This window comes from Providencia sp. PROV109 (assembly GCF_033681625.1).
Classification (GTDB): domain Bacteria; phylum Pseudomonadota; class Gammaproteobacteria; order Enterobacterales; family Enterobacteriaceae; genus Providencia; species Providencia hangzhouensis.
Genome location: NZ_CP096320.1, coordinates 2,567,153 through 2,580,545, shown reverse-complemented (window position 1 = coordinate 2,580,545; position 13,393 = coordinate 2,567,153). Strand labels below are relative to the sequence as shown.

Genomic DNA, 13,393 nt, shown 5'->3' with positions numbered 1-13,393 from the left:
ATACACCTGCTAATGTTTTTTTATTTCTTTCATAGAACAAAAAGTACAGTTAAAAAGCAAGATATATAACAGAAAGAAAACTAATTTGAATATGGTATACTCACCCTTATTTTTAAATCAGTGACTTTTATGAATTATCAATGCCCCCTCTGCTTTACACCACTTAACTTTATGCATAACAGCTATCGCTGCGCAGAAAATCACCAATTCGATTGTGCGAAAGAGGGTTACGTTAATTTGTTGCCCGTACAACATAAACGGTCTAAAGACCCCGGTGATAATGCTGAAATGATGCAAGCACGTAGACAATTTCTTGATGCAGGACATTACCACCCGATGCGTGAAAAGGTGGCAGAAAAAATTATTCAGTTTATTCCATCATCTAATACTAGTTTGTTAGACATTGGTTGTGGGGAAGGGTATTACACAGACTATTTCTCTCTGGAACTTGCAAAACATTTTGAAAAATATACGGTTCTGGGCTTAGATGTTTCGAAGGTGGCGGTTCGCTATGCGGCGAAACGGTATAAATCCGTTCGTTTTTGCGTCGGTACAAGCCATCGCTTGCCATTCTCAAATAACAGCTTAGGTGGAGTTGTCCGAATTTACGCACCCTGCAAAGCACAAGAATTAAGCCGTGTATTAGTTTCTAAAGGTATGTTAATTACTGTTACGCCTGCGGCAGAGCATCTGCAAGAATTAAAAGCGTTAATTTACGATGAGGTTAAGTTACATCCAACTAAAGATGAAGATTTACCAAATTTTTCGCTAATAGATAGTTGCCAATTAAATTATAAAATGGCACTGACAGGGCAAGAAGCTTATGAATTGTTGATGATGACGCCATTTGCTTGGCGTGCATCAGAACAGGTCAAAGAGAATCTGCAACAAGCTGAAGTGAAAGAATATACGGCTGATTTTTTAATTCGCGTTTATCAATCTGATGCAGAGTAAGGTTATTGCCCCCATATAAGGGGGCACAAAAACTAATGGGCATACATAAATAATTCGAGGTGCTCGAATAAAATATTAAAACCAATACCTATTAGAACCAACCCACCGATAATTTCTGCTTTTTTTCCGAGTAATGGGCCAACATAGCGGCCAATCATCATACCAATAGTTGCCATAATCATTGTCATTAAGCCGATAGTCATTGCAGTATGAACGATATCCACTTGCAAGAAAGCTAAACCTAGACCGATAGCCATTGCATCAAGGCTGGTGGCTATCGCAGAAAAGATAAGGCTTGTTGAGCTATGACTAGAAGGTTTAGAACAGCATTCTTCATCTTTTGTTTTAATACTCTGCCAGATCATTCTAGCACCTAAAACAAACAATAAACCAAATGCAATCCAATGATCCCAACGGATAACATATTGGCTAGCTAGGATCCCGATACCCCAACCAATAATCGGTGTAATGGCTTCAATAAAACCAAAAATAAAACCAGTACGGAGAATTTCTCTAAAGCGGGGTTTATGAAGTACGGCGCCTTTACAAATAGCAACAGCGAAGGCGTCCATTGATAGGGCAAGGGCTAAGATAAGGGTAGCATAGAAACTCATAATAGAACCTCGGTTGGGTGATTCCATATACACATAAATTACCCCCAACCAAAAGGCTTATTTATGTGTCTATGGTCTTGCCAACCGAATTTTGGTGTCCGCACCACGTTTGAAACCAAACGAGTATGTTGATACGGACTTTCTGGTCTTATATATGAAACCAGAACAGGCTACTCCCCAATGACGTGGAAAGAAAGATACCATATTTTATATTAAAGGCAACACTTAATTAATTGTGGATATTAAATGTTATTGAGAATTATTATCAATAAGTATATTGGCAAAAACAAGGTTAATTAAATTTATAATTAACCTTGTTTTTAGTGATAATATAAAACTTATTTACTTATGATTAATAAGGAATTCATAAATTCTTTGTAAATCATCAAGATGTGAAACTTGGATGTTAATTTTCTTTTTTTCCAAACCTATTATTAATACACCGTCTTCGGATAAGTTCATTGTTTTTATTCTGTCATATAATATAAATGCATTGGCAAAATAAAAACCATTCTGTTTAAAGAATAGCTTAGGTGTTCTTATAAACGCCAAATAGATTGACATAAAAATAGTAATCAATAATAAGTAAGTGGTTAATAAATTACCATGGCGTACAATATTTGTATAAATAACGATACAAATTAGAACAATAAAAATAATAGCATCGGCCCGATGTTTTCGTTTTAGATTAATTTTTAATAATGTTTTACCCTTTAGCAAATGCTGAATGAATTCATCATAAATTGCATAAACAAGCATGATCAAAATGATTATAGCAAGAATGGCATCATTGAAGGTCATTTGTGAACCCTTGGATAAGTGAACATAATGCAGAGCTTAAAATTAAAAAAGGGAGGCTGCAACCTCCCAATTCAAATAATGGTGGAAAATTATGGTGCTAAGAAGTTTAACCAAGCACCAAGGATACCCAAACCAAAGAAGCCGATAATAATCCACAATGCGTTAACTTTACGACGTAACAGCCACATACAGGCGAAGGTTAGCAATAGTGGTACTAAACCTGGCATGAGTTGATCAAGGATCATTTGGACGGTGGTAATATCTTCAGCACCTGTTGTTGGGTTTTTGATCCGCGACACTTCAAGTGGAATATTGACATGTGTCCATTTATTGACCAAGGCCCCCATAACAAATAAACCGAGAATTGATGCTCCTTCAGTTAGTTTTTGTAGGAAACCGCCACCAATGTCTTGAACAATATCAATCCCTTTTTTGTAGCCATATGAAACACCATAATAAAGGGTTAACAAACGGACAAGATTAAACAAAACAAAAAACAGAAGAGGGCCAAGTAAGCTACCCGTCATTGCGATACCTGCACCGAGAGCCGCAAATACTGGGCGAACAGTTCCCCAGAAAATTGGGTCACCAACACCGGCTAATGGCCCCATTAGACCGACTTTGATACCATTTATTGCACCGTCATCAATGTCTGCACCATTGGCACGTTGCTCTTCCATTGCCATTGTGACACCCAGAACAGGCGCTGCAACATACGGATGTGTATTAAAGAATTCAAGATGGCGCTTAATGGCTTGTTTTCTATCATCATTATTTTCAGGATAAAGACGACGAATAACGGGAACCATTGAATAGCAGAAGCCTAGGGCTTGCATACGCTCAAAGTTCCAAGAACCTTGCAATAGGTTAGACCGTAAGAATACGCCGCGAATATCGCTTTGTGTAAGCTTTTTAGCCGTTGGCTTAGTGATATCTACCATTATACGTTCCTCCTAGTCTAGCTCATTATCAAGGTTGTTATTGCTACTATTTCCTTGGGTAACAACAGTTTGCGATTTATTGTATTTTGGACTGAGTTGGATATATAAAATAGCCATAACAGTACCGATAACCCCAAGAGCAACCAGGTTGAAGTCAGTAAATGCCGCGGTAACAAAGCCTAAGTAGAAGAACGGCATTAAGTAGCCTGCACGCATCATATTGATAACCATCGCATAACCGACGACAACAATCATACCACCAGCAATATTCAGGCCGTCAGTAACAACTTGCGGGATAGAATCCAACATTTGTTGTACTTCTGATGTACCAACAGAAATGGCGACAATTAACGCAGGTATTGCGATACGCATGGCTTGCAGTAATAAAGCTGAGATATGGATAAAGCCAATTGCAGTTAGATTACCATTGAGGGCGGCTTTATCAGCAGCATGTTGGAATGCAACCGTTACAGTACGAACAATAATGGTTAATACTTGTCCCGCTGCTGCGAGTGGGATGGCGATGGCAATACCTGCACCAATGCTTTGACCACCAGCAATAACGAGAATCGTTGAAATGATAGAAGCTAAAGCGGCATCAGGTGCAACGGCAGCACCGATATTCATCCACCCAAGTGCGATCATTTCTAATGTACCGCCGATGATGATACCCGTTTTCATATCTCCCAAAACAATACCTATAAGCGTACAGGCAATGAGAGGACGGTGAAATTGGAATTCATCAAGGATTGATCCCATCCCCGCGATACACGCGACGATGAAGACCATTACTATTTGAACAACGGTAAGTTCCATTGTTTAATCTCCTGTAACCAAAAGTTTTAAAATCTGTTTTGAGTAATGGATTAAAATTAATATAAAAAATGGCTATAAAAATTATTTTTTGAGCTTATTAATCAAGTCCATCATATAAACTTTGCTATCTGATGAGACTTTCCTAACTTCAAGTTCAATCTTTTTGTCGTTCAAATAATTAAATGCATCAATGTCTTCTTGGTTGATAGAAACGGCATTTGTGACCATTGTTTTGCCATCATGGTATGCCATTCCACCAATATTAACGGACTTGACGTCAACACCTTCTTCGACGATACGCTTAACATCAGTTGGATTAGTGAAAAGCAACATAACGCGCTCACCAGCGTATTTCGGGTTATTGTAAACGCGAATACATTTAGCAACATCGACAACATGTGCAGTGACACCTGGTGGTGCGACTTGTTTTAACAATGTAGAGCGAACTTGGTCTTTTGCTACGTCATCACTGACCACAATAATGCGCTTAACTTGGGTTTCTTTCGTCCAGCGTGTTGCGACTTGCCCGTGAATTAATCTGTCATCAATACGAGCAAGTGCGATTACCATATGTTCACCGGGGCCGGCTTTCACTGGTGCAGGGGCAGGAGTACTCGAGACTACAGGAGCAGGTTCAGCTTCAGCTTCAACTTCTTTGAATTTAAATGAACGAACACCACCACGACCCGTTTCTAGGGCGACAGTGATAAGTTCATTCATTGATGGGTTATCGTCACGGCACATGAATGTTTCAACTAACATTGGAACATTTACACCCGTGATAATGTCATAATTATCATGTTCATTAACAATGCGACTAGCCGCGTTAAATGGACTGCCTCCCCATGTATCAACAAGGAATAAGACACCCTTTGATGTATCTAAATCAGTTAGCTTTTGGGTGTACTTATCAAATAGGGTATCTGCGTTTTCCCCAGGGATAAAATCAATAAACGACACATTATCTTGTTCGCCTATTAACATTTCGGTTGTTCGAAGAAGCTGCTCTGCAGCGACTCCGTGTGTACCAATCATAATAGCTATACTCACTATTTTTCCCTCATAGATAGATAAAACAAAACATTATCTGTCGATAAAATGGACACTTAAGTTAGACTCCTTTTTATCAGTTTCCCCTGTATGATAATTTTAGCTGAATAATTACAAACGTCTTATAATAGCCATAAACTCATTTATGGCACTGTTAGTATCAATTACATTATTAGCATATCATCTGAGTTATGGTCAAATCTGGTGTACGAGCATCAGGCGGTTTTCCTGTCTGACTGCTCCATTACTTGTTCGCCGTCTTGGAATTTAACGTTATTGACCACGAGGGTTAGCAGTTGAAATCCTTTCAGGCGGTTCCAGCGCTTCTGCGCTGATTGCAGCAATTTATAAACCATTGCTAGGGTTGTGTTTCTTGAACCGCAGTTGCGGGTTTTGCTGGTTCTTAAACGTACTGTAGCGAAGGCAGATTCAATTGGGTTGGTGGTGCGTATACTCACCCAATGTTCTGCTGGAAAATCGTAGAAAGCCAACATGCTCTCACGGTCTTTAGCTAAGCATTCCATTGCGCGTGGGTACTTAGCAGTAAACCTTTCCAGCGCTATATCAAAGGCTTTATGAGCCTTCTCACGCGTCTCTGCCATCCAGATATCATGCAGTGCTTCTTTTACTTTGGGTTGCACTGCCTTGGGCAGTTTGTTGAGCACATTGGCCGTCTTATGCACCCAGCAACGTTGCTGTTTGGTCTGCGGGTATACTTTGCTCAGAGCCTTCCAGAAGCCCAGAGCGCCGTCAGCTGTTGCCAGCTTTGGGCAGGTCGTAAGCCCACGCGCAACCAGGCCATTCAGCAGCTCAAGCCAGCTGGCTTCGGACTCGCGATAGCCTTCTTCAACAGCAATCAGTTCCTTGCGGCCATGCTCTGTCACGCCCATCACCACCAGCAAGCACAAACGGTCATCGAGGCGGACGTTGCTGTAAATACCGTCAACCCAAAGGTACGCGTAGCGCTTGTCACTCAAATCGCGCTGTCGCCACTCTCGGTGCTCATCAATCCAGCGTTCCTTGAGCCTGGAAATGGTGTTAGCTGACAGACCTTTGGCATTCTCACCCAGCAAGGCTGCAAGGGCTTCTTGGTAGTCTCCAGTGGAAATACCTTTGAGATACAGCCACGGTAATAACTCTTCAACGCTGCGGGCACGCTTGAGGTATGGCGGTAGCAGTGCGCTGGTAAAACGAATACCAGAGCCGCTACGATCACGCACTTTTGGCACCTTGATATCAACATCGCCAATGCCCGTTTGGATGCTGCGCTCAGGCAAATAGCCGTTACGCACCACAGCTTTGCGGCCATCGGGTAAACGCAGTTCTTCATGAGCTTGCAGCAGTTGCTGCAGCTCTACTTCAACTGCTTGCGCAATGAGCTGACGAGCACCATTACGCAATAAAGCAGTTAGCACATCAGTGCCAGTTTCATCTGGTTGTGAAAGAACATTCAGGGTAATATTTGTCATGGCGTATCGCTCTACTGTTAATTATTTCTTGGAGGAAACAATCAACAGGATACGCCACCCTCTTTTCCCCTCATACACCACAAATGACTATAGCTCATATCATCTTGCATTATCCTAAAAACTTGTTTCGCGTCAGAAAAATAAGAATACACCTAAAAATTGATATCGAATTGCATTTTTCTGCTATTTATTTTAATTAAATAAAATAAATAATCTGATTATTTTGTTTTTGCTGGTTTCTTTTTGTGTTATCGGTAACAAAAAAAGTAAATAAAATAGTGCCATATTGATTTTTAGAGTGAAAATTAATCAATTTTTAGTGGAAATTAGTTATCTCTTGTTCAGCACAAAACAATCTTTAGCACAAAATAGTATGAATTTCGTTTTGATGTGATGTGTTGAGTATAAGAAAACTGAGTTAATTCAATGAAAAAATTATGGGTAATTGATTAGGTGAATTGGAGCGTTTAGGAAGAGAAAGGTGACTAAAAAATAAAGAAAACTTTTTAATGCAGATTAAAAAAGCACCCTCAAAATACTGTTCAAAGACATAACAGTATAGGAAAGGGTGCTTAAGGCCTAAATTAATTGAGAATAAAATTAGTCACATTGTACTTTGATGGCTAGCCCGCCTCGGGATGTCTCACGATATTTCGCATTCATGTCTTTCCCGGTTTCGTACATAGTTTCAATGACTTTATCAAGTGAAACCCGTGGCTCACTTGTTCTGCGTAGGGCCATACGTGTGGCATTCACCGCTTTAACAGATGCGATTGCATTACGCTCAATACAAGGAACTTGCACTTGACCAGCAACCGGGTCACAAGTTAGACCTAAATTGTGTTCCATGCCGATTTCAGCAGCGATACAAACTTGCTCAGGGCTACCGCCAAATAATTCGGCCAGACCAGCTGCAGCCATAGAGCATGCCACACCGACCTCCCCTTGGCAGCCAACTTCAGCTCCTGAAATGGAAGCATTCATTTTGTATAAAATACCAATGGCGCCTGAAGCTAAGAAATAACGCATATACAGCTCTGGCGTTACCGGTTCTATGCAATGATTATAATACGCTAAAACGGCAGGTACGATACCACACGCACCGTTAGTCGGTGCTGTTACAACACGGCCGCCTGCTGCATTTTCCTCATTCACTGCTAAGGCATACATATTGATCAGGTCAACCACATTCATAGGGTCATTAGATAGCTTACTTGATGAAGTGACCATTCGGTTTAGTGCCGGTGCACGGCGAGGAACACGCAATGGGCCCGGCAATACACCTTCGGTGCTTAAACCACGCTCAATACAGGCTTGCATTGTCTGCCATACATCAGCGAAATAGGCTTCGATCTCTTCTTTAGAATGAAGATCTAACTCATTTTTCATCATTAAGCTAGAAATCGAAAGGCCTGATTTTTTACAATTTAGTAGTAGCTCTTCCGCAGAGTTAAACGGATAAGAGACCGGTTTGCTATCAAGAGTAGATTCGCCAAAATGCTCTGCATCGACAATGAAACCACCACCAATGGAATAATAAGTTTTGGTGTAAATTTCTTCATTACCTGCAAAAGCATGAATTGTCATGCCATTTTCATGCAATGGCAGATTGTCTTGACGAAAATTCATGCCACCTTCATTAGGGAAGTCAACGACCTGAAGACCATTCGCTAATGATAACTTTTCTGTTTCTTCTACATTTTTGATAAAAGTTGGGATGGATTCAATGTCGACAGTGGCAGGTAAGTTACCTGCTAGCCCCATAATAATGGCGATATCAGTATGGTGCCCTTTTCCAGTAAGCGATAATGACCCATAAACATCCACAGAAATACGAGTGACGTTAGGTAATAAATTTTTGCTTACTAAATCATCGACAAATTCTTTCCCAGCTTTCATTGGACCAACGGTATGAGAGCTTGAAGGGCCTATGCCCACTTTAAACATGTCGAAAACGCTTATCACGCAGGACTCCTTAAAAAAAAAATGAAAATGTAGTGCATTATTTTAAAAGGCGCTACTTTACTGTTATTTAGTAGTGTTAACCAGTAAGTTTAAAGTATTTTTTGAAATAAGGTAGTTGCTGAAGGGTAATTGATTGTAAATAGCACAAAATGTCTGTGATGTGGCTAAAAAAGCGACAAGTGGTAGACGTATATTTTGTCATATATGACGTGATATTTTGTCATCTTAAATAGATTTTACTGCAATAGTAACATTGTATGGTGAAAAATTGTGTTAAACGTTAATCCAATTGCAAAGCAAGTTGGTGAATAATTGAAGCGGTTAACCCCCAAACTAAATGCCCCTTATACCAATAAAAAAAGATGCGGTTATGCCGCCCTGAACGGTTAATATCGACATATTTATGGCGTTGTAATGAAAGGGCATCAAATAAGGGAACTTCAAAGATAGCAGCGACTTCACTAGGGTTGGCTTGGTATTGAATGTTATTTGGTACCAAACCAACGATTGGCGTAACTTCATAGCCACCATAACTTTGCAAGGGGCTTAACTGACCCAGTACCGTGACTTTTTCAGGAGGGATGGCCACTTCTTCATATGCTTCACGCAGTGCGGTATTCACAAGCGTACCGTCCTCCGGGTCACTTGCCCCTCCTGGAAATGCGACCTGACCTGCATGGGAGCGTAAAAAAGGAGACCTTTGGGTGAGAAGTAATGTTGGGTTTGGTTTATTGATAATGGGTAAAAGAACAGCCGCCGATTTACCCGCCTTAGCTTCAAATTGGCGGGTAGCCGGCAAAGTAAACTGAAAACGATTGATAAAGTTATTCAGTTCAGTCATCGTTATTGAGCGCTCCTAATAAAGGTAAAATCAGGCTTAATTTATCAAAGGTTTCTTGGTACTCTTTGTCTGCTTGGCTATCTGCAACGATACCACCGCCAGCCCAACAATAAACCTGCTTTTTATATGTCAGTAAAGTACGAATAGTAATATTGCTGTCCATATTACCATTGAAACTAATATAGCCGATTGCTCCACAATAGCCATGTCGGCGATGGGGCTCTAATTCTTCAATTATCTCCATTGCACGCACTTTTGGTGCGCCGGTTATTGAACCCCCAGGAAAACACGCTCGTAATAAATCAGTTGCACGGTATTGGCTATCTAGCTTTGCCGTGACGGTACTAACCAGATGATGTACTGCCGGGAAAGCTTCAACAGCAAATAATTCAGGAACACTGACCGTGCCCGGTTTGGCAACACGACCAATATCATTGCGTAGCAAGTCAACAATCATCAAGTTTTCTGCGCGGTCTTTGACTGAATTAGCCAGTTTTTCAGCTTGTGCAAGATCATCTTGTTCATTATCTAGGCGCGGAAGCGTTCCTTTTATTGGGCGGGTTTGAATATCCCCATCTTGCAGAAAGATAAAACGTTCCGGTGAAATACTGATAACCGCATTTTCGGGGAGACGTATAAATGAAGAGAAGGGAGCTCCATTGCGCTCAAGTAGCGCTAAAAACGCATTCCATTCATCTCCTTTATACTTAGCTTTAAATCTTTGTGCTAAATTAATTTGATAACAATCACCATTACGTAAATATTCATGGATGCGCGCAATATTATGATGATATGTCTCTTCAGACATATTAGATTGCCATGCCGAGGTTAATTGGAATTTGTTTTTACGGCCCTTTTTTTGACTATGTAGCCAAGCTAACCGAGCATCAACATCATCATAACTAATTAATGTAGTTGTTTTATTATGGTGATCAACGATAAGCGCCCACAAGTAGAAGCCAACCGCCATGTCTGGAAATTGTAGTTCTGTGGTTGAAATTTCAGGTAATTTTTCAATGCGCCGGCCTAAATCATAACTCCAAAGGCCGAGGGCACCGCCGTTGAAGGGACATTCGGTCTCTTCCTGGTATTTCGGTTGGTATTTATCAAGCAACCCTTGAAGAAGTTCAAAAGGATCTGATTCAGAAACGATAGGGGCCTGATTTTGCTCTGAGATAGTTGTTTCAAGCTGATAAGTCGTCAGTGTGGCAATAGGGTCAGCAACGATAATATCAAAGCGATTATTTGAGTGTTTTGCATTACCTGAATGCAGTAACATCGCCCATGGCTGGTGTGCCAGTGGAGTAAAATAATCAATGGCAGTGTTTGGGCTATAAGGTAATTGGATTTTTTTGATAACCATAATGATGAGTCTAAATTTCCGCAAGTGAATCAATACAGATTAACATATATTCTTATCTTAATAATCGAAGAGATGTTAAAATGTTAACTATTGATTTTAGTCTTTTATTCATGAGGTTTAAACCATGTTTTCTGGTATGCCAGCACTTAATCACCAAGAACAGCAAGAAGCAGTTGAAAAAATTCATCAATTGATGGCGGAAGGTATGAGTAGTGGTGAGGCAATTGCATTAGTTGCTCAAGAAATTAGGGAAAAGCACCAAGGTAAAGAGCAAATCCATGTTCGTTTTGATGATGAAAATTAATAATCTGTAAACATACTATTAACATCCATGCATAAACCTGATAGATTAATATTAGTTAAGTCATTCTATTTATCAATGAAGACTAGATAATAACCAGAAGATAACTGGTATCTGATAGGCTGAAATATGCCGCTAAACTAATCAAAAATCTTTACCTAGTAATAGGTATCGGAGGATGGTATGGAAGCGAATCAAAAAATTGCTGTAGTTTTAGGTACTTGTGCGCTGGTTTTTAGCTCTTTTGCGTTAAGCGCAAATAATGAAGAAGGTAAAGCAGCGCCTTTCGTCAGTTGTGGTACGTTAACTGAGCCACAAATTGCAGCACAAGTGAAAAGCGATTTTATGCATAATCGTTTACCTCGCTGGACAGATGAAAAAGCGGCTTTAGGCAAGAAAGCGGTTGCATGGGTCAATGATAGTGAAGTCACTAAAACCGAAACAGGCTACAGGGTACCGTTAGTTGTTCGTGGTGCAAAATCTGACTTACATTATTCAGTCGCGGTAGACTGCCAAAATAATACAGTGACATATAATACGGCGAAATAAATTTTTTAATCTTGAGAATCAAGGGGTAACCATTAAGGTTATCCCTTTTTTGTATCATTTCTTTTGTGCCTTCGTGAGACTAGCGATTTCGTGGTTCATAAGGCATACGTGCAAAGTTTTGCGACAGTTGTCGGTAGTAGACTAATCGCTCCCTGAAATACTCCCTTAAGTGCTCGGGTTGTTCTCGCTCAACAGCTTCAGCAATGATGGCAATGTTATAGCGTTCTTTAAATGCAACACCGGAAGCTAAAAGGTCGACATTGACCTTATCCATTTCATCTTTAGGCAATAAAGCAAGATTATGGCTCATATTTGATCTCTACTGTTAAATTCATACGCCATTATTGTAACTGGATAATGAGAAAAAATCTCAATACCTTAATTGGAATAATGAAAAACAATAGTTAAATTTCTCTATTTATATATTAGTAATTAAGGGAAAAAGTAGGGAAAGATAATGAGATTGATTATTATTGTTTTTAACAAAAGTTATTAATTATCAGTAAATTGGATTTTTTTGTTTTAAGATTGTTTTAGGGTTTTAATTGTTTTAATACTGTGCATAATATACTCATGAATAATTAATCGATAAGGCATAAATATGTTAACTACAGATATGGTCAAAAAATTAAACGAACAATTAAACCTTGAATTTTATTCTGCAAATCTTTATTTGCAAATGAGCGCTTGGTGTAGTGACAAAGGCTATGAAGGTGCTGCAGCGTTCTTAAAAGCACACTCACAAGAAGAAATGGAACATATGCAGCGTTTATTTGATTACCTTAGTGACACTGGGGCATTACCCCTGTTAGGGCAAATTGCAGCGCCACCAGTTGATTTCAAATCAATTAGCGATGTATTTCATCAAACTTATGAGCATGAGCAATTAATTACTCGTGAAATTAATAAATTGGCTCATTTAGCAATGACAACACAAGATTATTCTACATTTAATTTCTTACAATGGTATGTTGCAGAGCAACACGAAGAAGAGAAATTATTTAAATCAGTACTGGATAAACTGGATATGGTGGGTGAGTCTGGTAAGGCACTATTCTTGTTAGATAAAGATTTGAAAAACATGTCAGCGGCAACACATGTTTAATCTACACGCCAGTGAGTAGATAGAAATATCGTTTTATCTCCATGTAAAACATAAAGACCTCTCTAGGCTTATGGGCATGAATCCTGCAATTCAATGTTCATAAGTCTTTTTCTTTTCATTTTGTGTGAAAACTCACAGGATAGGCCGATAAAACCTATTTTTAAGCAGTAAAATGGTTTGTTTTCCGTATAATGATTGGTAATTATTCTAAATTCACCTGCAAATTAAGAGGTTACTATGCCAATTAACCCTATTAAATCTTCATGGCGCAAACTTAGCGCTGTCGCCGTTCTATTTTTAGGCATGTCTTTCCAACAAGCATTTGCACATGCGCACTTAAAAGACCAACTTCCTGCTGAAGGTACGGCAGTAGAACAAGCCCCTGAGTCTATCTCATTAAGCTTTTCTGAAGGCATTGAAGTTAATTTCACTAAGGTCAGTATTATCGGTCCTGAAAATAAAATAGTGAAAACCGGTAAAGCAACATTAGACCCAAGTAACGATACAAAAGTGATTGTCCCTGTGGAAGACAAGCTCGTTGCTGGGAAATATGACGTTAATTGGAGCGTCGTTTCTGTCGATGGACACAAAACAAAAGGAACGTATAGCTTTACAGTGAAATAA

Annotated in this window: 15 protein-coding genes and 1 riboswitch; of the genes, 5 read left to right on the top strand and 10 right to left on the bottom strand. The window is 39.6% G+C overall.

Features of this window, described 5'->3' with window-relative positions; genetic code table 11:
* Nucleotides 1–129: 129 nt before the first annotated feature.
* Nucleotides 130–954 (top strand): 23S rRNA (guanine(745)-N(1))-methyltransferase, encoded by an 825-nt coding sequence (gene rlmA / locus M1F25_RS11900; RefSeq protein WP_181487936.1) that lies wholly within the window; start codon nucleotides 130–132, stop codon nucleotides 952–954.
* 32 nt (nucleotides 955–986) lie between these two features.
* On the opposite strand, the gene mntP is transcribed toward rlmA, so the two are convergent.
* The 9 genes from mntP to pabB all read right to left on the bottom strand — a co-directional run bounded on the left by mntP (nucleotide 987) and on the right by pabB (nucleotide 10,814).
* Nucleotides 987–1,568 carry a manganese efflux pump MntP gene (gene mntP, locus M1F25_RS11895; protein ID WP_004911288.1) on the bottom strand — a complete coding sequence of 194 codons (582 nt, stop codon included), beginning with the start codon at nucleotides 1,566–1,568 and terminating at the stop codon, nucleotides 987–989.
* A gap of 47 nt (nucleotides 1,569–1,615) precedes the next feature.
* Nucleotides 1,616–1,759: riboswitch (yybP-ykoY riboswitch) on the bottom strand.
* Nucleotides 1,760–1,910: 151 nt separating this feature from the next.
* The gene (locus M1F25_RS11890) at nucleotides 1,911–2,369 is read right to left on the bottom strand and encodes a DUF986 family protein (protein WP_004253844.1); all 459 of its coding nucleotides are present in this window, start codon (nucleotides 2,367–2,369) and stop codon (nucleotides 1,911–1,913) included.
* 89 nt (nucleotides 2,370–2,458) lie between these two features.
* Entirely contained in the window at nucleotides 2,459–3,310 is an 852-nt protein-coding gene (locus M1F25_RS11885) for a PTS mannose transporter subunit IID (protein WP_004253848.1), read from the bottom strand.
* A 12-nt stretch (nucleotides 3,311–3,322) separates the two neighbouring features.
* Nucleotides 3,323–4,126: a PTS mannose/fructose/sorbose transporter subunit IIC gene (locus M1F25_RS11880; RefSeq protein ID WP_004253851.1), complete on the bottom strand. Its 804-nt coding sequence runs from the start codon at nucleotides 4,124–4,126 to the stop codon at nucleotides 3,323–3,325.
* Between the two features lie 81 nt (nucleotides 4,127–4,207).
* Nucleotides 4,208–5,176, bottom strand: coding sequence for a PTS mannose transporter subunit IIAB (gene manX / locus M1F25_RS11875; RefSeq protein WP_206277966.1), 969 nt, complete (start codon nucleotides 5,174–5,176; stop codon nucleotides 4,208–4,210).
* 215 nt (nucleotides 5,177–5,391) lie between these two features.
* Nucleotides 5,392–6,645 (bottom strand): IS256 family transposase, encoded by a 1,254-nt coding sequence (locus M1F25_RS11870; protein WP_135536280.1) that lies wholly within the window; start codon nucleotides 6,643–6,645, stop codon nucleotides 5,392–5,394.
* 600 nt (nucleotides 6,646–7,245) lie between these two features.
* Nucleotides 7,246–8,610 (bottom strand): L-serine ammonia-lyase, encoded by a 1,365-nt coding sequence (locus M1F25_RS11865; protein WP_036957685.1) that lies wholly within the window; start codon nucleotides 8,608–8,610, stop codon nucleotides 7,246–7,248.
* A gap of 280 nt (nucleotides 8,611–8,890) precedes the next feature.
* Nucleotides 8,891–9,451, bottom strand: a complete 561-nt coding sequence (locus tag M1F25_RS11860; RefSeq protein ID WP_164565262.1) for a CoA pyrophosphatase — start codon at nucleotides 9,449–9,451, stop codon at nucleotides 8,891–8,893.
* Nucleotides 9,444–10,814: an aminodeoxychorismate synthase component 1 gene (gene pabB / locus M1F25_RS11855; RefSeq protein ID WP_181487934.1), complete on the bottom strand. Its 1,371-nt coding sequence runs from the start codon at nucleotides 10,812–10,814 to the stop codon at nucleotides 9,444–9,446. Before pabB ends, M1F25_RS11860 begins: the two co-directional genes overlap by 8 nt.
* Before the next feature lie 124 nt (nucleotides 10,815–10,938).
* Here pabB and M1F25_RS11850 point away from each other — a divergent pair, with 124 nt between their 5' ends.
* Both M1F25_RS11850 and yebF read left to right on the top strand, forming a co-directional pair.
* On the top strand, nucleotides 10,939–11,118 hold the full coding sequence (locus M1F25_RS11850) for a YoaH family protein (RefSeq protein ID WP_004253877.1): 180 nt from the start codon (nucleotides 10,939–10,941) through the stop codon (nucleotides 11,116–11,118).
* Nucleotides 11,119–11,298: 180 nt separating this feature from the next.
* Entirely contained in the window at nucleotides 11,299–11,664 is a 366-nt protein-coding gene (gene yebF, locus M1F25_RS11845; RefSeq protein ID WP_004253880.1) for a protein YebF, read from the top strand.
* A 79-nt stretch (nucleotides 11,665–11,743) separates the two neighbouring features.
* On the opposite strand, the gene M1F25_RS11840 is transcribed toward yebF, so the two are convergent.
* Nucleotides 11,744–11,974, bottom strand: a complete 231-nt coding sequence (locus tag M1F25_RS11840; protein ID WP_004253885.1) for a DNA polymerase III subunit theta — start codon at nucleotides 11,972–11,974, stop codon at nucleotides 11,744–11,746.
* A gap of 291 nt (nucleotides 11,975–12,265) precedes the next feature.
* Here M1F25_RS11840 and ftnA point away from each other — a divergent pair, with 291 nt between their 5' ends.
* Together ftnA and copC are read left to right on the top strand one after the other, a co-directional pair.
* On the top strand, nucleotides 12,266–12,769 hold the full coding sequence (ftnA, locus tag M1F25_RS11835) for a non-heme ferritin (RefSeq protein ID WP_004253892.1): 504 nt from the start codon (nucleotides 12,266–12,268) through the stop codon (nucleotides 12,767–12,769).
* Between the two features lie 237 nt (nucleotides 12,770–13,006).
* On the top strand, nucleotides 13,007–13,393 hold the full coding sequence (gene copC, locus M1F25_RS11830; protein ID WP_144141403.1) for a copper homeostasis periplasmic binding protein CopC: 387 nt from the start codon (nucleotides 13,007–13,009) through the stop codon (nucleotides 13,391–13,393).

Excerpts from the sequence above, each read along its gene's own strand:
- rlmA (WP_181487936.1), top strand. The coding sequence starts at position 130 with ATGAATTATCAATGCCCCCTCTGCTTTACACCACTTAACTTTATGCAT.
- mntP (WP_004911288.1), bottom strand. The coding sequence starts at position 1,568 with ATGAGTTTCTATGCTACCCTTATCTTAGCCCTTGCCCTATCAATGGAC.
- M1F25_RS11890 (WP_004253844.1), bottom strand. The coding sequence starts at position 2,369 with ATGACCTTCAATGATGCCATTCTTGCTATAATCATTTTGATCATGCTT.
- M1F25_RS11885 (WP_004253848.1), bottom strand. The coding sequence starts at position 3,310 with ATGGTAGATATCACTAAGCCAACGGCTAAAAAGCTTACACAAAGCGAT.
- M1F25_RS11880 (WP_004253851.1), bottom strand. The coding sequence starts at position 4,126 with ATGGAACTTACCGTTGTTCAAATAGTAATGGTCTTCATCGTCGCGTGT.
- M1F25_RS11870 (WP_135536280.1), bottom strand. The coding sequence starts at position 6,645 with ATGACAAATATTACCCTGAATGTTCTTTCACAACCAGATGAAACTGGC.
- M1F25_RS11860 (WP_164565262.1), bottom strand. The coding sequence starts at position 9,451 with ATGACTGAACTGAATAACTTTATCAATCGTTTTCAGTTTACTTTGCCG.
- pabB (WP_181487934.1), bottom strand. The coding sequence starts at position 10,814 with ATGGTTATCAAAAAAATCCAATTACCTTATAGCCCAAACACTGCCATT.
- M1F25_RS11850 (WP_004253877.1), top strand. The coding sequence starts at position 10,939 with ATGTTTTCTGGTATGCCAGCACTTAATCACCAAGAACAGCAAGAAGCA.
- yebF (WP_004253880.1), top strand. The coding sequence starts at position 11,299 with ATGGAAGCGAATCAAAAAATTGCTGTAGTTTTAGGTACTTGTGCGCTG.
- M1F25_RS11840 (WP_004253885.1), bottom strand. The coding sequence starts at position 11,974 with ATGAGCCATAATCTTGCTTTATTGCCTAAAGATGAAATGGATAAGGTC.
- ftnA (WP_004253892.1), top strand. The coding sequence starts at position 12,266 with ATGTTAACTACAGATATGGTCAAAAAATTAAACGAACAATTAAACCTT.
- copC (WP_144141403.1), top strand. The coding sequence starts at position 13,007 with ATGCCAATTAACCCTATTAAATCTTCATGGCGCAAACTTAGCGCTGTC.